Raw genomic sequence first — 19,390 nt, 5'->3', positions numbered from 1 at the left:
CCAGGGGGCTAGTCGGAGAGGGAGAGGCGCGAGCTCTCGGCCTGGGCGACGCCGGCGCCGAGAATGGCCATGTAGGTGAGCGCCACGGCCTCTATCTGAATGCCGAAATCGACGAGAGCATGGACGCCGACGAGCAGCGAGCAGGCGGCGGCTGCAACCGCCGGAGCCGAGGCCCGCCGCCGCGTCGCCGCGCCGATGACGCATTTCGCCGCGAGCCAGAAGAGCGCGCCGACGAGCGCTGCGCCGAAGACGAGACCGAGCCCCAAGAACACCTCCAAATAGGCGTTATGCGCCTTGTCCCATATATCGGCCGTCGGAATCGAACGGTCGCGATAGAGCGGAAACAGCGTGGCGAAGGCGCCATAGCCATAACCCAGCAGCGGCGTGTCGAGAATGGCGCGAAGGGTGATGGAGAAGACGGCGAGGCGCCCGCCATCGTCGAGGCCGGAGTCGAGCGTGCGACGGACGATGAGATCGCCGAAATAGAAAATCGTCGCCGAGAGCCCAGCGACGACGAGCGCGACGGCTCCAGCGTTTTCTCCGCCGCGCCGGCCGCGCGAATAGGCGAGGGCGAGCAGGGCGCCCGCGCCGAGAATCGTCGCGAGAATGCCGCCGCGCGACACTGTGCCGAGCAGAGCGACGAAGATCACGAAAGCCGCCGCTATGAGGAGCCAGCCGCCGAGGCCGGCCCCCTGCAGCCGCCGCGCCAGCCGAGCGGCGAGCGCGCCCGTTTCGCGCGGAGCGTCGCGGTCGGCGAGCGGAATGACGAGCGCGAGCGTCGTCACCAGCCCTATGCCCGCATAGGTAGCGAAATTGTTGCGGTTGACGAAGGTGGAGCGCACGAAAAGGCCTTGCGCGGGGGCGTCGAAAAACGGAATCGTCGCCGAGAAGAAGGCCGACAGACAGAGGCCATAGGCGGAATAGGCCGCCACGATGACCGCGATCGCCCGCAGCAGAAAATGCGCGCGATGCGAGCGGCGCGACAATTGGAGCGCGAGCCAGAAGACGCTGGCGGCCGTCACGAGGCGGAGCAGAAAGACGAGCGTCTGGCCACGATCGACCGAGATCGCGCCGTCGAGCGGACGCTCCAGCGCCTCGCTCGCCATGCTCCAGATCGGATGCGCGAGCGCTCCAGAGGCGAGCGGGAGGGCCTGCACGCAAATCCACAGCAGCGCCGCGCCGAAGAGCGCCGCCGGGCCGGCGACGGTCGTTATCGATACGGCGTGGCGGCGGCCGGCGAGCAGGACGCCGAGCTCGAAGAGAAGGACCAGCGACGGAAAATACAGCCCGTTCACGCCCCAGGCCGGCAGGCGATTGCCGCCGAGCCAAAAGGGCGCGACGCCCAATCCGGTCACGAGGCCGAGGAGGAGAAGCGCCTCGAAGCCGCCCTCCGCCCACAAATCGGCGCAAAATCCGCGCGCCGGCTCGCGTGAGCTTTCGGTCGGGAGCGAGGACTCCCGCGAAAAGGGCGCGAGCTTTTGCAAGAGGCGCTTGTCCATGCTGCCGCCATCGGGGTGAATGCGGCGCTTTTCACCCCAAAGGCGCGGTTGCGGAGGGGAGATCATATCGTCACGAATGAGGGCGGGTCGAGGCCGGGGCGATTCACGCGCGGCCGGCTCTTTGGCGCGGCGCGCTCAATAGCGATAGGTCACGCCGGCCGACACGACATTCTGCGTAAATCCCCAGCTCGCCGTGGAATAGCCGATGGCGCCGAAGACGCCGCTGACATTGGAGCTGGTCTTCTGAAGCTGATAGTCCAGCGAGATCGCTATGTTGCGCCAGAATGTGTAGCTGAGGCCGCCGCCCGCCGCCCACACGGTGTCGGCGCGCGGCGAATTGGTCCAGCGCGTCTCGCCATAGCCGCCGCGCGCATATGCGGTCCAGAAGGGAGAGATGGCGTAATCGATCTGCAGCTTGGATTGCGTGTTGAGCGTCGCCGGCGACCATTGGCCGAGACGGCCCGCGAGGGCTGTCGGCGCGGCGGCGGCGGCGAGCATTTGATCGACCGTCGCGGTCAATGTCAGATAGGGCGTCGGATAATAGTGCAGCCTTGCGCCAAAGGCGGGTTTGGCGGCCTCGCCGCCGGAAAAATTCTGCACGCTGGACTGGCTCTGATAGCCGCCATAGACCTCGCCGCGGAACAGGCTGATCAGCTCCGAGCCGAGACCGCCGACGATGCGATAGCCATTGGTGTCGGAGATCGAGCTCTCATAGCGGCGCAGATCGAGCGTCGGCTCGACGAAGCCGTAGAACATCGGCGAGAGCCACAGGCCGCCGCGCAGCGTGGCCCTGTAGCTCAATCCATTCTGCGCATCGCCGCTGGCGGCGAGCGAGCCGATCGGCCGGCTGTCATAGGAGACATATTGGACGCCGGTCGTCGCGCGCACGAACCAATCGGAAATTTTCTTCTCGACGGCGACAGAGCCGGAGAACTGATTGGAGAATTGCTGCGAGGCCGACACTGTATAGCCGGTCGGAACGGTGACATTGGGCGCCGTGGCTCCGAAATTGGAGCCGAACAGACCGCTCTGCCGCGTGTAATCGGCGGAAACATGCACGTTGAGGTCGCTGAATGGCGACCAAATGTGATTTATCCCGGCGCGGCCGGTCACATTGGTGGGGTCGACATCGGTCGTCGGCGTCGGCGACAGCCGAAATTGCGTGCCCAACCCTGGATAGAATTGCGCGTCGGCGCTCACATAGGCGGTGGATTTGTGCAGGCCGTTGTCGAGGCCCGCCTGGACCGACGGGCGCACGCGCACGCCGACGGCTGCGCGCCGATCGGTGGCGGTCGAATAGATATTATCGTTGAAGACGGAGCCGATGAAGAGGGACGGATAGACGATCCAGCCGTCGATCGCGAGGCCTTCCTCGGGACTGGGGCCCATGGCCGTGACGCCGGCTGCAATCTCCTCGCCGCGGGCGACGGAACCGGCGGAAATTATGAGCGCGATCCCCGCCGCGACGCCATTCGGCAGCAAATTGCTCTTCATAACGCCCTCTCGAAGGCGTTCAGCTTGTAAGTGAAACGCGCCCGCAGTCAAGCCTGCGCCCCTTAGTCTCTCAGGGCGAGACGCGGGGCCGGGGCCGTCAAAAATAGCGCTCCGGCACGCGCACGAGATCGCCGGGCAGCACGGGGATGGTGGGCGCCAGCGGATATTCCTTGAAGCCCTGCTCGCCCACATGCTGGATGAGAATGGTCGATCGGCTGGCCCTGTAGGTCGAGCCGCCGGCGAGCGCGATCGCGCTCATCACATTGAGTCCGCTCTTGAACGAGTATTCGCCGGGCTTGCCGACCTCGCCCATAATGTAGAAGGGGCGAAAGCTCGCGACATCGACTGTCACCTTGGGATTGCGCAGATACTCGCCGCGGAATTTTTTCGCCAATTCCTGTTCGAGCTGCGGCTTGCTGAAGCCGGCCGCTTTCACCGTGCCGGCCAGCGGCAACGAAATAAAGCCGGCGGGGTCGATCTCATATTCGCCGGACAGCCGATCCTCGCCGAAGACGGTGACGCGGATTTTCTCGCCGGGCTGCAGATTCGGCGCGGTGGTCGCCGCAGTGCGAATCAGCGCCTCGCGCTCTTCCGCCGACACAGGACCGAGATTGGAGCCGCCGTCGCACCCCATGAGCAGGAGAGAGAGCGAGAGGCAGAGGCCGGCGGAACGGAAAAACGACATCGATCTCGTATGTCCTCGTCCTGAGATGGCGCGAAGCCGCAGTAGATAAGTGCCCTGTGCGCGGCGCGTCAATACGAAGGCTCAGAGCGCTCGCTCTTCGGACGCGAGCGCGGAGCGTGTGGCCCGACGCGGGCGTATCAGCGGAGCTCTGGTAACTCTTTGTTTGTCGGCTACGGTCATGCTGCGGCGGGGAGCGAGAATCGGCATGCGCAGCGAGGACATCGACGAAGGAGCGGCGAAGCCGCGCGCCCGCGGCGCGGGGCTGCTCGCCTGTCGGCGGGGCGCCGCGATCGTCGAATTCGCCTTCATCGCGGCTCCGCTGTTTGCGATTCTGATCGCGATCTGCCAGGTCGGCGTGGTGTTTCTCGCGCAGCAGGAGCTGGAATCCGCCGTCGAGAAATCGGCGCGCAAGCTTCTTACCGGCGAGGTGCAGAAGGGCAAGCTCGACCAGACGCAATTCAAGAACACGGTCTGCGGCGGACTGACGGCGCTCTTTACCTGCACACAGCTGATCGTCGATCTGCAGACGGCGAGCGCCTTCTCCTCCGTTGACACATCGGCGCCCGTCCTCACCTATGATTCCAGTGGCAATGTCACCAATAGCTGGAAATTCCAGACCGGCGGCGTCGGCAGCGTTCTCGTGCTGCGCGTGATCTATCAATTCCCCGTCGTCGGTGGACCGCTCGGATTCAATCTCGCCAATCTGCCGAATGGCCGGCGTTTATTGATGTCGACCGCCGTATTCCAGGTCGAGCCCTACTCGTAAACATCGGAGCAGGCCCATTGCGAATGCGCTGTCTCAGTCGCTTGACGTCGAACGCCGGCCGTCGCGCCGGCGCGCTTCGGCGCGACGAGCGTGGCATGATCGCGGTCGAATTCGCGCTGATGATCCCGATCGCCGTGCTGATCCTCGTCAGCGAGTTCACGCTCGGCGAGGCGATCAGCATCAGTCGCAAGGTGGCGATCACCGGCCGCACGCTGACCGATCTCGTCGCACGTCGCGCGAGCGTGTCCACCGCCGATCTCACGACGATATTGAACGCCTCGACGCAGATTATCGCGCCTTTCTCGACCGCCAATCTGACGATCGTTCTCGCCGAGGTCTCGACCGATGGGAGCGGCACGAAGGTCGATTGGAACGAGCCCTTCCACACCACCAAGCTCGTCGATGGATCGCCGTTCGTTCTTCCCGCGGGCATGGCGCAGCTGGGCACATCGCTGATCTACGCCTATGTGCGCTATGACTATACGCCGCCTTTCGGCGCCAAGATGATCCCGGCGGTGCCGATCCGCTACACATTCTACATCAACCCCCGCATCACCTCATCCGTGCCCCGGGTGAATTGAACGAAATGGCCGCGCGACGCATGATGATGTTTCGGACTCTCGGCAAATTCTTTGCTCATCGAGGAGGCAATGTCGCGATCATATTCGCGCTGACGGCGATTCCTCTGATGATCGCCGCCGGCGGCGCCATCGATTATGCGAACGCCGGGCGCATCAAGACGCAGCTCTACGCCGCGGCCGACGCCGCCGCGCTCGCGGCGACGACGCCGCCAATGATGCTGAAGTCTTGGACCGTCGCCCAGGCGGCGGCAAGGACGATGTTCGCCGCTCAGATGACGCAGATCACGCGAGTGACCTATGACGCCGCCAGTCTCAAGGTCGACGGCGGCGACGATCCTGCGCCCGGCTCCATGACACGCAGCGTGAAGGTCACTTATACGACGAACGTGCAGAACTCTTTCGGCGGCTTCTACGGCTTGCGGACATCGAACATAACGGTGACCGCCTCGGCGACCGCGACGACGGCGCGCAATATCGATTTTTATCTGCTGCTCGACAATTCGCCGTCTATGGAGCTGCCCGCCACACAGGCGGGCGTGACAGCGATGAACGCCTTCGGATGCGCCTTCGCCTGCCATGAGAAGAATGTCAGCGACAATGAATATTCGACGCCTTATCCCGGCTGGGGGACGATCGACAGCTATGCCTACGCAGAGAACAACGGGATAAAGCTGCGCATCGACAATGTTCGGGACGCGGCGAAGAGCCTCGCGACGACCGCGCAATCGACGATGGCCTCCAATGGCGCGACCTATCGCCTCGCGGCCTATAGCTTCAATTACGGCGTGACGATGATGCAGAATCTCGTCCCGACGACGCGCGGCAATGTGAGCGTCATCCAGTCCAATATCGGGACGATGACGCCGCCGCTGATGGATTCGAACAATGTGCTCGCGGCCAATATGTCGTACACCTATCCGACCAGCAGCTCGACCTACGATACGGTCACGACCGGCGGCGCGTTGAACACCAATGACGCGATGACCGATCTCAATCAGGCGCTCACCAGATTGAACTCGACCATGCCGGCGCCCGGCAGCGGCGCCCGCGTCGCCGGCGACAAGCCGCAGGAAGTGCTGATGCTCGTGACCGATGGCGTTATCGATGCGAGCTATTATTCCAGCGGAACCTGTACGACTTCGCTGAATTGGAACTATTCGAACGCCTATGGCTCGTTTTATCGTTGCTTGCAGCCGGTCGACACCTCCTTCTGCACGACGATCAAGAACCGCGGAATTCGGATCGCGGTTCTCTACACGACCTATTATCCCGTGCCGAGCAATGGCTTCTACCAGGGGACCGTCGCCACCTTCGCATCGCAGATCGCCGACAATATGAAGAGCTGCGCCTCTTCCCCCGATCTCTTCTTCGAGGTGAACACGGGCGGCGACATCAGCTCGGCGCTGTCGACCCTGTTCTTGAACGCCGTTTCCTCCGCCTCGCGTCTCACGCAGTAACGGCCGCGTTCGCGTTGATTTCCCGTGTCGCGGCCTTTACGCTGCGACGCGGAGAATGTGCGAAGGACGAGAATGCGAGCGCTCCAGATCATCATCGGCCTCGGCGCGGCCGCCGCGGCGCTGGTTTTCGCCGAGGCGGCGTCGGCGCGAGGCGGCGATCATCATGATCCCGCGCCCCAGAACGATAATCCGCCGACGATCGCGACGAGCCTTCCCGAATCTCTGGCGCAGCCCGCGGCGGCGCGCGACGCGCTCGCGGCGCGCGGCTTCGAATTCGGCCTCAAATATATCGGCGAGACTTTTTCGGATGTCTCCGGCGGCCTGCGGCGCGGAACGATCTATGACGGCAAGCTGCGCGTTTCCTTGGACGCCGATCTCGACAAGGCCTTCGGCTTCACGGGCCTCGTCTTCCACGCCAACGCCTCGCAGTTGCATGGGCGCGGCATAGATCAATTTTATACGGGCGCGCTGATGCCCGTCAGCAATATAGAGGCGACGCCGACGACCCGTCTCTTCGAGGCCTGGTTCGAGCAGAGCGTCGCCGAGGTCGCCTCCATTCGCCTCGGCCAGATGGGCGCGGATCAGGAATTCATGACGCGCGCATCGGCGAAGATTTTCGTCAACAACAGCTTCGGCTGGCCGGCGCTGGCCATCGCCGATCTGCCCGCCGGCGGCGCCGCTTTTCCACTGTCCAATCTCGGCGCGCGCGCGAAATGGGAGACGGAGCGCTTCGCCATTCTCGCTGCTGTCTTCGACGGCGATCCGGCCGGTCCCCAAGGCGCGTTCGAGTCTCCCGATCCGCAGCGCCGCAATGCGGATGGCGTGCGCTTTCGTCTGAAGGACGCGCCTTTCGTCATCGGCGAGGGGCAATGGAAATATGCGGTCGACGATCTGCCGGGCGTCGCCAAGATCGGCGGCTGGCGGCATTTCGGCGTCTTTGCCGATGAGCGTTTCGGCGCCGACGGACTTTCGCTCGCCGATCCCGCGAGCGCCGGCGTTCCGCTTCGCCGTCGCGGAAATTTCGGTGTCTATGCGCTGGTCGATCAGCAGATCTTCCGATCGGACGAAGGCGGCGCCGGCGCTTTCGCGCGCGCCGAGGCCGCGCCCAATGATCGCAATCTGGTGAATTTCTACGCCGACGCCGGCGTCTCCTTCCGCGGCGCGCCGGCGCGGCCGGATGATCTCTTCGGCGTCGCCGTCGGCTATGCGCGCGTTTCCAATGGCGCGCGTGGGCTCGATCGCGATACGGCGGCTTTCGGCAATCAATTCGCGCCCATTCGTTCCGGCGAGGCGCTGGTCGAGGCGACCTATATAGCGAGCCTCGTTCCCGGCTGGACGCTGCAGCCGGATCTGCAATATATCCGCCGCCCCGGCGGCAATATCGCAGACCCGCGCGACCCGAATGGAGTCAGGAGCCTGCGCAGCGCCTTCGTCGTCGGTCTGCGCACGCTCATTCGCTATTGAGACTTTAGACGGAGACCTTGCGGCATTCCTCCGCGCAGGCCTTGCAGGAGTCGCCGCAGGCTTTGCATTCCGAATATTGCGGAAAGCGGTCGCATTCCTTCTTGCAGGCCATGCATATGTCGCCCACTGCCTTCGCCAGGGTCGGCGTGAAGGTCGAGTTCACCGCCGCCAGCGATTCGAGCGCGGCGCAGGCGGCGACGAGATCATAGGCGGCCTTGGTGCAGCCGGCCATGCTGGTGTCGTTCATCGACAACATGCCGAAGCAATGGCGCAGGCATTCATTGCCGGTGGAGACGCATTCGGCGCTGGTCTTCATCAGCGCCTGAAATTTCGGTCCATGCATCATGTGCTCGGCATGCGGATTGGCGGTCTGATCCTCGGCCAGCGCGCGCGTGGCGGAGAGGGTGGCGGCCGCGCCGACGGCGGCGGCGACGAATTCACGACGTTCCATGGAGAGCCTTCCTTTCGCTTCGGTCGAGAGGGGTCGAGAAAGTTTTGCTCTAACTGGCACATCACGCAGAAGCTTCAATCCATTTTCCGCGAGCGGGACCGTCGTTTCATTGCGCGCGCGGGTTTCGCACGCCATTTCTGGCGAGAGGGCGGGAGCGACGAAAGGGGAGGAGGAGATGGAGCCGAATATCATGCTCACGCTGGCGCGCAGCGACGCCGAAGCGCTGGTCGGCAGCCTGCGCCGACGCTTCGAGCGGCTCTGCGACATTCGCAAGGAGATTTGCGAGCCGGAGGAGTTCGATGAGCTGGAGCGCGAGGAGCGCGCCTATTTCGACGCCGAGAATGCGCTGGTCGAGCGCATCATCGGCGAGCTGACGCGCGCGCTCGAATCGGAACCTCGTCATTAGAGCGCCGCCGATCGAACGGCGCGTTCGATCGATCAGAGACGCCGATTCACGCGTCGCATGGCGTAGGCCCCGTCGCGTCCCAGGCCAGCGGCCGCGGCGCGCGCCGGCGCGTCTCCGGCCAACGCGCCAGCAGCATGGTCAGCACGACCAGGAGATCGGCGGCGGCGCGCGACTGGCCGAGATCGACAAAGCCGCGAATGTCCGCGATGAGAATATCGCGCACGGCGGCGGCTCCGCGATGGCGGTTGAGGAGATAGCTGGCCAGCGTCCGCTCATGCGCCTTCGAGGGGGCGACGCCGGCTAGCGGCATTGGATCGAGGCCGCTCGGCGCCAGCATTTCGGCGATCTGCATCATCGGTCGGCTCCACGACTCGTTTCTGCCGCAGAGCGCTAAACCGACGACGATGACCTTTTGTGACAGTTCCTATCGTGGAGTCTACCTATTCAGCGCGGCCTCGGCGCGGGCCTTTTCGCCCAGCAGCCGCTCGGCGCTCTCGGCGACGCGAAGCCAGACGCCATGGCCTTCGCTGTCGCCGGCCCTCTGCAGATCGACGGCCCGCTCACGCGCATTGGTGGGCGCGTCCCGCCGCAGCCGGCGGGTGAGCGCGCGCGCATGAATCTCGACGGCCTGTTCTAGAGAAATCTCCATGACGTCAACTCCTCTCGCAGGCGGCCGAGCCCCGTTTCCCGCCTTTGTGTTCATATGGTGTCGCATAGGAGGCGTCACGGGGGCTCTGCGGCGGATCGTCGCGGGGCTCAGGCGCTCGAGACCAGCCCCGCCGACGCTCCGCCGGAGGCGCGCCGCCGCTCGACGGCCGCGGCGAGGCGGCGCAGCGCGGCGAGCGAGGTCGTCCAGTCGATGCAGCCGTCGGTGACGCTCTGGCCATAGACCAGCGGCTTGCCGGGAACGATGTCCTGCCGTCCGGCGACGAGATGGCTCTCGATCATCAGGCCGATGATGCGTCGCTCGCCGGCCTCGATCTGCCGGGCCACATCCTCGACGACGGCGGGCTGATTCTCGGGCTTCTTGCTGCTGTTGGCGTGCGAGGCGTCGATCATCAGAAAGGGGGAGACGCGGGACTTCTCCGCTTCCTTGGCCGCGGCGTCGACGCTGGCGGCGTCGTAATTGGGCGTCTTTCCGCCGCGCAGAATAATGTGGCAATCCTCATTGCCGCTGGTGGAGGCGATGGCCGAGCGGCCGTCCTTGGTGACGGCGAGGAAATGATGCGGCTGCGAGGCGGAGAGCACGGCGTCGAGCGCGATGCGCACATTGCCGTCGGTGCCGTTCTTGAAGCCGACCGGGCAGGAGAGGCCGGAGGCGAGCTCGCGATGCGCCTGGCTCTCCGTGGTGCGCGCGCCGATCGCGCCCCAGCCGACGAGATCGGCGATATATTGCGGCGTCGTCATATCGAGGAACTCGCAGCCGGCCGGCAGGCCGAGCTCATTGACCTCGAGCAGCAGCCGCCGCGCGAGGCGCAGCCCGGCTTCTATGTCGAAGCTGCCGTCGAGGCGCGGATCATTGATGAGGCCCTTCCAGCCCACCGTGGTGCGCGGCTTCTCGAAATAGACGCGCATGATGATCTCGAGCCGGTCGCCGAGCTCGCGCTTGGCCTCGGCGAGCAGGCGGGCGTATTCGATCGCGGCGTCTGGGTCATGGACCGAGCAGGGGCCGATGACGACGGCGAGGCGATCGTCGCGCCCGCGCAAAATCTCGCGCAGGGCGGCGCGCGCGCCGAGCACGGTGGCGCTGGCCTTCTCGCTGCGCGGAAGCTCGCGCATGATCTCGGCGGGCGGGCTCAATTCGGTGATCTTGACGATGCGAAGGTCGTCGGTCTCGGTCGGCACGGCGGGCTCCTTTTTCAATTTTGCGTCGCGCCGCGGAACAAAAAAGCCGCCAGCGGGACTGGCGGCTCTCGGGGTTTTCAGGCTTCGCGTCTTTTGCTCACACGCGCTCGCCTCCCGTCGCCGCCGGCGCAGGATAGCTAAAATACCAATAGTAGCGCGCGGAGCGGACGAGGGTCATGGCCGCAGAGTTAAAGCGGAGCAGGGGAGGCGAGTCAAGGCGCCGGCACGCAGAGGCCCGAATATCCGGTCATGCGCGTGTTCAGCGGCGTGCCGTTCTCCTTGCCTTCCGCGGCTATGCCGAGAGAGGCGCGCGGCTGCAGCTTGCGCGCCGCCTCGACGCATTTCTCCTCGGTGGCGTAGCCGGGAATGGCGTTGGTCGCCACTGCGCCGGCGGCCTGGGAGGTGGTGACGACAAAGGTCGCGACGATGAGCGTGTAGGACATTGAAAATCTCCTCGCGAGCAATGAAAGCGAATGAAAACGGCGAAGACGCCCTTACGCGCTGCGACTCTATCGCGAAACGATTGCGAGAATATCATTGCTCAGCGATAGATTTCGGCGATTTCCAGAAATTCCTTCGCGGTCAAAGAGGCGCCGCCGACGAGCGCGCCATTGACATTTTTCACGCGCAGCAGCTCGGCGGCGTTGGCGGGCTTCACCGAGCCGCCATAGAGAATGCGGGTCGCCTCGGCGCCGGCGCCGAAGAGGGCGACGAGCCGGGCGCGGATGGCGGCGTGCATTTGCGCGACGTCGAGAGGCGTCGGCGTGAGGCCGGTGCCGATCGCCCATACGGGCTCATAGGCGACGACGAGATGATCCGGCGCGACGCTGCGCGGCAGCGAGCCGTCGAGCTGCGCTTCGACGATCGCCGATGCGCGACCGGCGTCGCGCTCGGCGCGCGTCTCGCCGACGCAGACGATGGGCGTGAGCCCGGCGCGCAGGCCAGCCTCCGCTTTGGCGCGGATGATCGCATCGCTCTCGCCATGATCGGCGCGCCGCTCGCTATGGCCGACGATCACGTAAGACGCGCCGGCGTCGGCCAGCATTTCGGCGGAAATATCGCCCGTATGCGCGCCGCTCGGCTTTTCGTGGCAGTCCTGCCCGCCGAGCGCGATTTTCGCGCCGGCGAGAATGCGCGCCGCGCGTTCCAGAAGAGTGACGGGCGGGCAGATCGCCAGCTCGACCTTTTCCAGCAAGGCGGCGTCATAGCGCGCGGCGATGGTCTCGATCTCGCCGAGCGACGCCGAAAGCCCGTTCATTTTCCAATTTCCGGCGACGAGCGGGCGCGGCGTGAAAGACATGTCCGGGCGTTCCTCTCAAATACAAGCGATGAAGCGAGCAATTCTGGCCATATCAGCGCTCGCCGCCATGGGCAATTCGCCGCGACGCCGCGCGGTTGCGGTCAAAAGGAAAATTGTCGCCGCTCGGGCCGGGTTGCCGGGCGTCCGGCCGACGGCTATAAGCGCCCCGATCTTAAATCCCATCCTCGAACTCGACGAGACGACGCGCCCATGGCGATCGAACGCACATTCTCCATCATCAAGCCGGACGCCACCAAGCGTAATCTGACCGGCAAGATCAACGCCCTCATCGAGGACGCTGGGCTCCGCATCGTGGCGCAGAAGCGCATCCAACTGACGCGCGCGCAGGCCGAGACCTTCTATGGCGTCCATAAGGAACGCCCCTTCTTCGGCGAGCTGATCGAATCGATCACCTCCGGCCCGGTTGTAGTCCAGGTTCTGGAAGGCGAGGGCGCCATCGCCAAATATCGCACCGTCATGGGCGCGACCAATCCGGCGAGCGCCGATCCGGGCACGATCCGCAAGGAGTTCGCCGTCTCAATCGGCGAGAATTCCGTGCATGGCTCCGACGCCCCGGAGACGGCGGCGATCGAGATCCCGCAGTTCTTCTCGGGCAATGAGATCGTCGGCTGATTTTTCAGGCGACGACATAGCTCGGAAAATAAGCGGCGAGCACCCGGTCTCGATAAGCCACGAGATTGGGTCTGCTCGCTACTGCCTCGCTCAGGGGCGATCGAAGCTCGACAATGAGCGATTCCGCCACCATGGCGAAAGCCGTGGCGTCGGCGGCGCTGGGCGCCTCGCCGAATAGATAGGGCTTATCGCCGAGCAGCACGGCGAGCGCCTCTATGTCGCGCCGCGCCAGCACGGCGAGCTCGTCGTTCGAATGCCGCCCGAGGCCCTGGGCCGTAAGACTGCGCGCGATCTTCTTCCGGATCAACGCCTTTATGAGCGGGCGGATCAGAGCTGGAGCGCGCGCGAAAAACTGCGCCGGGCCGCGCGCGAAATTGCCGTCGTCGATCCAGCGCGCCTGCACCATCAGCCAATAATAATGCTCCTCCAGCATTTTCTCGATCGCCCAGCCGGCGGCGCGTTGCTCCGCCGTGAGGCCGGCGTCGAAATCTATTCCATAGGTTTTTTCGAGATAGAGGCGGATGAAGGTCGAATCGGCGACGATCTTTCCATCGTCGTCGATATAGGGCAGCTTGCCCTTGGGTGCGCGGCAGAAGCCGGAATGATCCTCGACATAGCGAAGGCCGGCGAATTTCAGCAGCGTCATAGTCTTGAGTACAAAGGGACTTGCGTCTGGAAGACCGAAATAGGGACCGAACGAGTATAATTTGATCATTATCAAAACCTCTTTGCGGAAGCCGCTTCGAGAATATGATCGAGAAACTACAAAGATCATATTGGTGGCCGACAAAGTTAAGTAAGTCTCGTATCTTTGCGTTAACATTGGGGCCGGTCCGCGCGACGGCGGCAAGGGCGATATGATGACGAAACGCTGGGTTTATTGGGGGGTGAGGGCCACAGGTTTGCTGGCGCTCACGATTCTGCTCATAGCGACGCCCTTCGACGGCGCGCTCGGCCTCGCAAAGCTTTTGGCGTTCGGCGTCTATCTCTGCGTTTTCGCGCTACCGAGTCCGTGCAAGGGCGGCGCGTCCTATCCTTTCCGCCATGGCTTTCGCAACGGCGCCGGATGCCCGCGGCAGGATCAGCCGGAGGAGGGGACGGCGAGCGCCGGCAGCGGCGACGGGCTCGCGCCGAGCACGCGATTGCCATCCACCCTGACGGCGCCGGAAGCGACGAGCCGCAACGCCCGCGGATAGAGCAGATGCTCCTGCTCGAGCACGCGCGCCGCGAGACTGTCCGGCGTGTCGGAATCGAGCACGGCGACGGCGGATTGGGCGACGATCGGCCCTTCGTCCATTTCCGGAACCACGAAATGGACGGTGCAGCCGTGGATTTTCACGCCATCGGCGAGCGCCCGCTCATGCGTGTGCAGGCCGCGAAAGGCGGGCAGCAGCGCCGGATGGATATTGAGCATGCGCCCGCGCCATTGGCCGATGAACCAGGGCGTCAGCAGCCGCATGAAGCCGGCGAGGCAGAGAAAGTCGATTCGGTGCGTCTCCAGCACGATCTGCAGCGAGCGCTCGAACTCCTCCCGGCCGGCGTAGATTTTGTGATCGACCGCGGCGACGGCGATTCCGGCCGTCTTGGCCTTGGCGAGGCCCGCGGCCTCCGGGCGATTGGAGACGACCAGCGCGATCTCGGCCGGAAAATCCGGCGCGTGGGCCGCCTCGATCAGCGCGTCCATATTGGAGCCGCGCCCGGAAATGAGGATCGCCGTGCGCAGCCGCCGGCTCACAGCGGCAGGGTCCCGCGCGTGACGACGCGCGGCCCGTCGCCCGCCGCTGCAATCTCGCCTATGGCGATCGGCGTCTCGCCCGCTTCGCGCAGCGCCGCCACCGCTTCGTCCGCGCCGTCTTTGGCGACGACCACGACCATGCCGATTCCGCAGTTGAAGGTGCGCAGCATTTCGGCTTCCGCGACGCCGCCCGTCAGCGCGAGCCAGGAGAAGACCGGCGGCGGGCGAAATGCGCCGAGATCGAGCGACGCGCCCAGCCCCTTCGGCAACACGCGCGGCAGATTGTCCGGAAAGCCGCCGCCGGTGATATGGGCGAGGGCGAGAATTTTCTCGCTGCGCTTCAGCGCCGCGAGCAGCGGCTTCACATAGATGCGCGTCGGCGTGAGCAGCGCCTCGGCCAGCGTCCGCTCGGCGGCGAAGGGCGCGGGCGCGTCCCAGGCGAGGCCCGACTCGGCGACGATGCGGCGAATGAGCGAAAAGCCGTTGGAATGGGCGCCGGAGGAGGGCAGACCGAACAGAAGATCGCCTTCCCTCACCTCGGCGCGCGGCAGCAGGCGGGAGCGCTCGGCCGCGCCGACGGCGAAGCCCGCGAGATCATAATCGCCCTTGGAATAGAGGCCCGGCATTTCCGCGGTCTCGCCGCCCAGCAGCGCGCAGCCGGCCTCGACGCAGCCGGCGGCGATCCCCGAGACGACGGAGGCCGCCGCATCCGGCTCGAGCTTGCCGCTCGCGTAATAGTCTAGGAAAAACAGAGGCTCGGCGCCCTGCACGACGAGATCGTTGACGCACATTGCGACGAGATCGACGCCGATCGCGCCATGGAGGCCCGATTCGATCGCGATCTTGATCTTGGTGCCGACGCCGTCATTGGCGGCGACGAGAACCGGATCGGAAAAGCCGGCCGCCTTGAGATCGAAGAGGCCGCCGAAGCCGCCGATCTCGCCATCCGCGCCCGGCCGGCGCGTCGAGCGCACGGCGGGGCGGATCATGTCCACCAATCGATTGCCCGCGTCTATGTCGACGCCAGCCTGCGCATAAGTAAGGCCTTTGCCTTCCGCCATTGCGATATCCCGCGCTCGGTTTCGAGCCTGCGGCCTAGCGCCTTACGCGGCCGGGTGCAATCCCGTTTCGATGGACCGACCAACAGGTAGAGCGAGCCTGAAGGCTCGCGGTCCAGGGCGTGCGTTGGACCGCGAGCCTTCAGGCTCGCATCTTTACTCCCGGACTCAGCCGCTCACATGCTTCTCGACCGCGCTCGGATCGACAGGGTTCAATTCGACGCTCTCGCCGCAGCCGCAGGCCGAGGTCTGGTTCGGGTTCTGGAAGACGAAGCTCGACGAGAATTGCTGCACATCGAGATCCATGCGCGTGCCGAGCAGATAGATGACCGCCTGGCCGGCGACGATCACGCGCGCGCCTTTTTCCTCGATCACCTCGTCGCCGGGCGAGGGCTCGGCCAGTTCCATCTTATAGGCCATGCCGGCGCAGCCGCTCTTCTCCACCGAAATGCGCAGGCCGATATTGGCGTTCTCGGCGCCGGCGAGCAGGCCGCGCACGCGCTCCGCCGCGGAGTCGCTGAGGCTCATGACGTTCATCTGTTCGCTCCCTACATCCCTTCGTCTTCCGCGTGGATGCGCGGCCAGACGTCGCGATCAATAATTCTTCCATATGCCCGGAGTCGCCAGCTCGACGAGATTGCCGTCGGGATCGCGGAAATAGAGGCTCCGCCCGCCACGCGGCCACTCCATCCGCGCCTCGATCGGCACATTCTTCTCCGCGAGCCGCCGCTCCCACAGGCCGAGATCCTCGGGCCGGATCGCGAGCGCGAAATGCAGACGCCCGCGGCCTTCGTGCGGCGGTATCTCGCCCCCCGGCAGAACCACCGTTTCGCCCATTGTTTCCCGCGCAAATAGTAGAAGCACGCTGCGCGGGCCGCAATCATAGGCTATGAGCCGCTGATCGGCGAACATGGGCTCGAGGCCGAGCGCATCCTCATAGAAACGCGAGGCGCGCGTCAAATCCTCGACATAGAGAGCCGTCTCGAGACACCCGTCGATTTTCGGCGCGGGCGTGTCCATCGGCTCTCCTCACGCTCACCACATGTCGAGCGTCATGCGGGCTTCGTCCGACATGCGGCTCTGATCCCATGGCGGCTCGAAGACGAGCTTGACGATGACAGCCATCACGCCCGGCACGAGGCTCACCGAGCTCTGCACCTGCTCGACGATCTGGCCGGCGACGGGACAGCCCGGCGCGGTCAAGGTCATGTCGATATAGACGACGTCCTCGGGCGTGATGTCGATATTGTAAATCAGGCCCAGCTCGAAAATATCGGCGGGAATCTCGGGATCCTGGACGGTCTTCAGCGCGGCGACAATGCCTTGCGTCAGCCGTTCGACTTCTTCCTTCGATCGGCCCGCGGGCAGGGACTGCTGCTCATCCCGAGTCAGCTCCCGACCGGTCACGACTTCCTGCGGCTCCGCCGCGTCATCGGTCTTGGTCATGATTCTGTCTCCTTATCAAGAAAACAGCGCCTTCGCTTTCAGTAGCGCTTCCGCCAAACGATCGACCTCGTCGCGCGTATTATACATTGCGAAAGAGGCGCGACAGGTGGAGGTGACGTTGAAGCGCTGCAATAGCGGCATGGCGCAATGGGTTCCGGCGCGCACGGCGACGCCCGAGCGGTCGATAACGGTCGCTATGTCGTGGGCATGGGCCTCCGGCATATCGAAAGCGACGATCGGTCCCTTGTCTTTAGCGTGACCGAAGATTCGAAGCCCCGGTATAACGGAGAGGCGTTCATGCGCATAGGCGGTGAGATCGGCCTCATGGGCGCGGATCGCCGGGCGGCCGATCTTCTGCATATATTCGAGCGCCGCGCCGAGCCCCGCCGCCTGCACGATGGGCGGGGTGCCGGCCTCGAAGCGATGCGGCGGCGTATTGTAAGTCACATAGTCGCGCGTGACGGTCTCGATCATCTCGCCGCCGCCGGCGAAAGGCGGCAGCTTCTCGAGCCACTCGCGCTTGCCATAGAGAGCGCCTATGCCGGTCGGCCCATAGAGCTTATGGCCGGTGATGATGTAGAAATCGACGTCCAGCGCGCGCACGTCGACATCGAGATGCACCGCGCCTTGCGAGCCGTCGACGAGAACCGGCACGCCATGGGCGTGGGCGATGCGCACGACGTCGGCGATCGGCGTCGGCGCCGCCAGCACATTGGACATATGCGTCAGCGCGACGATCTTCGTCTTCGGCGTGATCAGTTTCTCGAAATCCTCGAGCGAGAAGACGCCATTATCGTCGGTCTCGATCCATTTCAGCACCGCGCCCTTGCGCTCGCGGAGGAAATGCCAGGGCACGATATTGGAGTGATGCTCCATGATCGAGAGGATGATCTCGTCGCCCTCGCCGATATTGGCGAGGCCGAAGGAGGAGGCGACGAGATTGATCGCCTCCGTCGCGCCGCGCGTGAAGATGATCTCCTCGCGATCGCCGGCGTTGAGGAAGCGGCGCAAGGATTCGCGCGCGCCCTCATAGGCGTCGGTCGCCGCATTGGCGAGATAATGCAGGCCGCGATGCACATTGGCGTATTCGTGCTCGTAGACCTGGGAGATGCGCTCGATCACCTGCCGCGGCTTCTGCGCCGAGGCGGCGTTGTCGAGATAGACGAGATCCTTGCCATAGGGCTTTTCCGCCAGGATCGGGAAGTCGCGGCGGATCGCCTCGACATCATAGGCTGGCGTGGCCTCGGCCAAGAGCGGCTGGTTCACTTCGCTCCCCCTCGCTTGCCGAGCCAGCTGCGGATGCGCTCGAAATAGGCGTCGCGCGCCGCTTCTTCGCCGAGCGCCTCGACGATCTCGCCGGCGAAGCCTTCGATCAGCAGCGCCTCGGCCTCATGCTTGGGCAGGCCGCGCGCCACCAGATAGAAGAGCTGGTCGGCGTCGAGACGTCCGCAAGTGGCGCCATGGCCGCAAACGACGTCGTCGGCGAAAATCTCCAGCTCCGGCTTATTGTTCATTGTGGCGTTCTCGCTGAGCAGCAGAGCACGCGACTGCATGGAGCCGTCGGTCTTCTGCGCGCCCGGGCGCACCACCACCTTGCCTTGGAACACGCCCGTCGATTGACCATCGAGCACGTTGCGGAAGCGCTCGCGGCTCTTGCAATGCGGCGCGGCATGCTCGACGACGAGCGTCGTATCCGCGTGATCCTTGCCGCCGAGCAGAGAGATTCCGTCGAGCGAGACGCTCGCCTCCTCGCCGGCGAGCCGCGCGAAGATTTGCCGACGCACGAGGCCGCCGCCTTCGACGAAGCCGAGCGATTTGAACGCGGCTTTCGCCTGCGCCGTGATCAGCAGGCTGAACAGGCGGATGGCGGATTCCGATTGCGGACCGATGTCGGCGATATGCTCGACCTCGGCGCCCGCGCCGATCGCGAAAGCGAGAACGTGGTTCTCCTGCGCGCCGGAGGGCGCGAGGGCGAGCGACGTCTCGACGATCTTCGCCTTGGCGCCGTCGCCGACGATGACGAGCGAGCGCGTGAAGGAGGAGAGCGCCTCGCCGCCGGTGGAGAGCAGCAGGATCTCGATCGTCTTGGCGACGTCCGTCGCCGGAGCGATGCGCAGAACCACGCCGTCCTGCATCAGCGCCGCATTGAGAGCGACGACTGCGTCGGCGCCCGCATTCTCCGGCAGGCCCAGCGCCGTGAGGACGGCGCCGTCCTCCTTGGCGAGGACATCGGCGAGAGAGGAGAGCTCGACGCCGGCCGGCAGAGCCGCGACATCGGACAGCTCCGGCCGGAAGGCGCCGTCGGCGACGACGAGACGCACACGGCCGAGGGTCGTCGGCGGCAGCGTGATCGCTCCCGGCGCGCCGAGCGGAGCCACTGTGCGCAGCGAGGCGCGCAGATCAGTGTAGTGCCACGCCTCGACGCGACGCGTCGGAAGCCCTTTGCGCGTGAAGAACTCCCACGAGGCCTGGCGCAACGACGACGCGCCCTTGCCTTTCATCGCCTCGAAGGCGCCGGCGAAGGCCGTCTCGGCCTCGCTCTTCTTGTCGATCGCCTGCACGGTCATGAT

At 65.0% G+C, this 19,390-nt stretch carries 23 protein-coding genes; 6 read left to right on the top strand and 17 right to left on the bottom strand.

Going from position 1 to position 19,390, the window contains the following annotated elements:
- Nucleotides 1–8: 8 nt before the first annotated feature.
- The 3 genes from METLW3_RS0111600 to METLW3_RS0111590 form a co-directional block, all read right to left on the bottom strand.
- Nucleotides 9–1,499: an O-antigen ligase family protein gene (locus tag METLW3_RS0111600; protein ID WP_024880079.1), complete on the bottom strand. Its 1,491-nt coding sequence runs from the start codon at nt 1,497–1,499 to the stop codon at nt 9–11.
- A gap of 135 nt (nt 1,500–1,634) precedes the next feature.
- Entirely contained in the window at nt 1,635–2,993 is a 1,359-nt protein-coding gene (locus tag METLW3_RS0111595) for an outer membrane beta-barrel protein (RefSeq protein ID WP_024880078.1), read from the bottom strand.
- 97 nt (nt 2,994–3,090) lie between these two features.
- Nucleotides 3,091–3,678, bottom strand: coding sequence for a polysaccharide biosynthesis/export family protein (locus tag METLW3_RS0111590; RefSeq protein WP_024880077.1), 588 nt, complete (start codon nt 3,676–3,678; stop codon nt 3,091–3,093).
- 205 nt (nt 3,679–3,883) lie between these two features.
- Here METLW3_RS0111590 and METLW3_RS0111585 point away from each other — a divergent pair, with 205 nt between their 5' ends.
- The 4 genes from METLW3_RS0111585 (at nt 3,884) to METLW3_RS0111570 (ending at nt 7,946) form a co-directional block, all read left to right on the top strand.
- The gene (locus METLW3_RS0111585; protein ID WP_024880076.1) at nt 3,884–4,444 is read left to right on the top strand and encodes a TadE/TadG family type IV pilus assembly protein; all 561 of its coding nucleotides are present in this window, start codon (nt 3,884–3,886) and stop codon (nt 4,442–4,444) included.
- A 95-nt stretch (nt 4,445–4,539) separates the two neighbouring features.
- Nucleotides 4,540–5,025: a pilus assembly protein gene (locus METLW3_RS0111580; RefSeq protein WP_245267316.1), complete on the top strand. Its 486-nt coding sequence runs from the start codon at nt 4,540–4,542 to the stop codon at nt 5,023–5,025.
- Nucleotides 5,026–5,045: 20 nt separating this feature from the next.
- Nucleotides 5,046–6,482, top strand: coding sequence for a pilus assembly protein TadG-related protein (locus METLW3_RS0111575; protein ID WP_024880074.1), 1,437 nt, complete (start codon nt 5,046–5,048; stop codon nt 6,480–6,482).
- Between the two features lie 72 nt (nt 6,483–6,554).
- Nucleotides 6,555–7,946: a carbohydrate porin gene (locus METLW3_RS0111570; RefSeq protein ID WP_024880073.1), complete on the top strand. Its 1,392-nt coding sequence runs from the start codon at nt 6,555–6,557 to the stop codon at nt 7,944–7,946.
- A 4-nt stretch (nt 7,947–7,950) separates the two neighbouring features.
- Here the strand turns inward: METLW3_RS0111570 and METLW3_RS0111565 are convergent, their stop codons facing one another.
- Nucleotides 7,951–8,397 carry a four-helix bundle copper-binding protein gene (locus METLW3_RS0111565; protein WP_024880072.1) on the bottom strand — a complete coding sequence of 149 codons (447 nt, stop codon included), beginning with the start codon at nt 8,395–8,397 and terminating at the stop codon, nt 7,951–7,953.
- Nucleotides 8,398–8,572: 175 nt separating this feature from the next.
- On the opposite strand from METLW3_RS0111565, the gene METLW3_RS0111560 reads away from it, so the two are divergent.
- Complete coding sequence (locus METLW3_RS0111560) at nt 8,573–8,803, top strand: hypothetical protein (RefSeq protein WP_024880071.1); 231 nt, start codon at nt 8,573–8,575, stop codon at nt 8,801–8,803.
- A gap of 46 nt (nt 8,804–8,849) precedes the next feature.
- On the opposite strand, the gene METLW3_RS0111555 is transcribed toward METLW3_RS0111560, so the two are convergent.
- The 5 genes from METLW3_RS0111555 to tpiA all read right to left on the bottom strand — a co-directional run bounded on the left by METLW3_RS0111555 (nt 8,850) and on the right by tpiA (nt 11,948).
- Nucleotides 8,850–9,158 (bottom strand): hypothetical protein, encoded by a 309-nt coding sequence (locus tag METLW3_RS0111555; RefSeq protein WP_024880070.1) that lies wholly within the window; start codon nt 9,156–9,158, stop codon nt 8,850–8,852.
- Between the two features lie 81 nt (nt 9,159–9,239).
- Nucleotides 9,240–9,452 carry a hypothetical protein gene (locus METLW3_RS0111550; protein WP_024880069.1) on the bottom strand — a complete coding sequence of 71 codons (213 nt, stop codon included), beginning with the start codon at nt 9,450–9,452 and terminating at the stop codon, nt 9,240–9,242.
- Nucleotides 9,453–9,559: 107 nt separating this feature from the next.
- Nucleotides 9,560–10,648: a 3-deoxy-7-phosphoheptulonate synthase gene (locus METLW3_RS0111545; RefSeq protein ID WP_024880068.1), complete on the bottom strand. Its 1,089-nt coding sequence runs from the start codon at nt 10,646–10,648 to the stop codon at nt 9,560–9,562.
- Between the two features lie 212 nt (nt 10,649–10,860).
- On the bottom strand, nt 10,861–11,091 hold the full coding sequence (locus tag METLW3_RS0111540) for a hypothetical protein (RefSeq protein WP_018265265.1): 231 nt from the start codon (nt 11,089–11,091) through the stop codon (nt 10,861–10,863).
- A gap of 98 nt (nt 11,092–11,189) precedes the next feature.
- Complete coding sequence (gene tpiA, locus METLW3_RS0111535) at nt 11,190–11,948, bottom strand: triose-phosphate isomerase (protein ID WP_024880067.1); 759 nt, start codon at nt 11,946–11,948, stop codon at nt 11,190–11,192.
- Between the two features lie 210 nt (nt 11,949–12,158).
- Between tpiA and ndk the strand changes: the two genes are divergently transcribed.
- Nucleotides 12,159–12,581 carry a nucleoside-diphosphate kinase gene (ndk, locus tag METLW3_RS0111525; RefSeq protein ID WP_024880066.1) on the top strand — a complete coding sequence of 141 codons (423 nt, stop codon included), beginning with the start codon at nt 12,159–12,161 and terminating at the stop codon, nt 12,579–12,581.
- Between the two features lie 4 nt (nt 12,582–12,585).
- Here ndk and METLW3_RS0111520 read toward each other — a convergent pair whose 3' ends face one another.
- From METLW3_RS0111520 to sufD, 8 genes are all read right to left on the bottom strand, one after another.
- Entirely contained in the window at nt 12,586–13,296 is a 711-nt protein-coding gene (locus METLW3_RS0111520; protein ID WP_024880065.1) for a glutathione S-transferase family protein, read from the bottom strand.
- A 366-nt stretch (nt 13,297–13,662) separates the two neighbouring features.
- Complete coding sequence (gene purN, locus METLW3_RS0111515) at nt 13,663–14,316, bottom strand: phosphoribosylglycinamide formyltransferase (protein WP_024880064.1); 654 nt, start codon at nt 14,314–14,316, stop codon at nt 13,663–13,665.
- Nucleotides 14,313–15,377, bottom strand: a complete 1,065-nt coding sequence (purM, locus tag METLW3_RS0111510) for a phosphoribosylformylglycinamidine cyclo-ligase (RefSeq protein ID WP_157516555.1) — start codon at nt 15,375–15,377, stop codon at nt 14,313–14,315. Before purM ends, purN begins: the two co-directional genes overlap by 4 nt.
- 165 nt (nt 15,378–15,542) lie before the next feature.
- The gene (locus METLW3_RS0111505; RefSeq protein WP_024880062.1) at nt 15,543–15,911 is read right to left on the bottom strand and encodes an iron-sulfur cluster assembly accessory protein; all 369 of its coding nucleotides are present in this window, start codon (nt 15,909–15,911) and stop codon (nt 15,543–15,545) included.
- 57 nt (nt 15,912–15,968) lie between these two features.
- On the bottom strand, nt 15,969–16,394 hold the full coding sequence (locus METLW3_RS0111500; RefSeq protein WP_024880061.1) for a VOC family protein: 426 nt from the start codon (nt 16,392–16,394) through the stop codon (nt 15,969–15,971).
- A 15-nt stretch (nt 16,395–16,409) separates the two neighbouring features.
- Nucleotides 16,410–16,820, bottom strand: coding sequence for an iron-sulfur cluster assembly protein (locus METLW3_RS0111495; protein WP_198022766.1), 411 nt, complete (start codon nt 16,818–16,820; stop codon nt 16,410–16,412).
- Nucleotides 16,821–16,835: 15 nt separating this feature from the next.
- On the bottom strand, nt 16,836–18,086 hold the full coding sequence (locus METLW3_RS0111490; protein ID WP_024880059.1) for a cysteine desulfurase: 1,251 nt from the start codon (nt 18,084–18,086) through the stop codon (nt 16,836–16,838).
- On the bottom strand, nt 18,083–19,387 hold the full coding sequence (sufD, locus tag METLW3_RS0111485) for a Fe-S cluster assembly protein SufD (RefSeq protein ID WP_024880058.1): 1,305 nt from the start codon (nt 19,385–19,387) through the stop codon (nt 18,083–18,085). The genes METLW3_RS0111490 and sufD overlap by 4 nt, the downstream gene beginning before the upstream one ends.
- Between the last annotated feature and the right edge of the window lie 3 nt (nt 19,388–19,390).

This window comes from Methylosinus sp. LW3, from assembly GCF_000527115.1.
Taxonomy (GTDB): Bacteria; Pseudomonadota; Alphaproteobacteria; order Rhizobiales; family Beijerinckiaceae; genus Methylosinus.
The sequence above is the reverse complement of the archived record's forward strand: the minus strand, read 5'-3'. Positions and strand labels throughout refer to the sequence as shown.

Bases quoted from the DNA above. Each gene is read 5' to 3' on its own strand.
- METLW3_RS0111600 (WP_024880079.1), bottom strand. From the start codon at position 1,499: ATGGACAAGCGCCTCTTGCAAAAGCTCGCGCCCTTTTCGCGGGAGTCC.
- METLW3_RS0111595 (WP_024880078.1), bottom strand. From the start codon at position 2,993: ATGAAGAGCAATTTGCTGCCGAATGGCGTCGCGGCGGGGATCGCGCTC.
- METLW3_RS0111590 (WP_024880077.1), bottom strand. From the start codon at position 3,678: ATGTCGTTTTTCCGTTCCGCCGGCCTCTGCCTCTCGCTCTCTCTCCTG.
- METLW3_RS0111585 (WP_024880076.1), top strand. From the start codon at position 3,884: ATGCGCAGCGAGGACATCGACGAAGGAGCGGCGAAGCCGCGCGCCCGC.
- METLW3_RS0111580 (WP_245267316.1), top strand. From the start codon at position 4,540: ATGATCGCGGTCGAATTCGCGCTGATGATCCCGATCGCCGTGCTGATC.
- METLW3_RS0111575 (WP_024880074.1), top strand. From the start codon at position 5,046: ATGATGATGTTTCGGACTCTCGGCAAATTCTTTGCTCATCGAGGAGGC.
- METLW3_RS0111570 (WP_024880073.1), top strand. From the start codon at position 6,555: ATGCGAGCGCTCCAGATCATCATCGGCCTCGGCGCGGCCGCCGCGGCG.
- METLW3_RS0111565 (WP_024880072.1), bottom strand. From the start codon at position 8,397: ATGGAACGTCGTGAATTCGTCGCCGCCGCCGTCGGCGCGGCCGCCACC.
- METLW3_RS0111560 (WP_024880071.1), top strand. From the start codon at position 8,573: ATGGAGCCGAATATCATGCTCACGCTGGCGCGCAGCGACGCCGAAGCG.
- METLW3_RS0111555 (WP_024880070.1), bottom strand. From the start codon at position 9,158: ATGATGCAGATCGCCGAAATGCTGGCGCCGAGCGGCCTCGATCCAATG.
- METLW3_RS0111550 (WP_024880069.1), bottom strand. From the start codon at position 9,452: ATGGAGATTTCTCTAGAACAGGCCGTCGAGATTCATGCGCGCGCGCTC.
- METLW3_RS0111540 (WP_018265265.1), bottom strand. From the start codon at position 11,091: ATGTCCTACACGCTCATCGTCGCGACCTTTGTCGTCACCACCTCCCAG.
- tpiA (WP_024880067.1), bottom strand. From the start codon at position 11,948: ATGTCTTTCACGCCGCGCCCGCTCGTCGCCGGAAATTGGAAAATGAAC.
- ndk (WP_024880066.1), top strand. From the start codon at position 12,159: ATGGCGATCGAACGCACATTCTCCATCATCAAGCCGGACGCCACCAAG.
- METLW3_RS0111520 (WP_024880065.1), bottom strand. From the start codon at position 13,296: ATGATCAAATTATACTCGTTCGGTCCCTATTTCGGTCTTCCAGACGCA.
- purM (WP_157516555.1), bottom strand. From the start codon at position 15,377: ATGGCGGAAGGCAAAGGCCTTACTTATGCGCAGGCTGGCGTCGACATA.
- METLW3_RS0111505 (WP_024880062.1), bottom strand. From the start codon at position 15,911: ATGAACGTCATGAGCCTCAGCGACTCCGCGGCGGAGCGCGTGCGCGGC.
- METLW3_RS0111500 (WP_024880061.1), bottom strand. From the start codon at position 16,394: ATGGACACGCCCGCGCCGAAAATCGACGGGTGTCTCGAGACGGCTCTC.
- METLW3_RS0111495 (WP_198022766.1), bottom strand. From the start codon at position 16,820: ATGACCAAGACCGATGACGCGGCGGAGCCGCAGGAAGTCGTGACCGGT.
- sufD (WP_024880058.1), bottom strand. From the start codon at position 19,387: ATGACCGTGCAGGCGATCGACAAGAAGAGCGAGGCCGAGACGGCCTTC.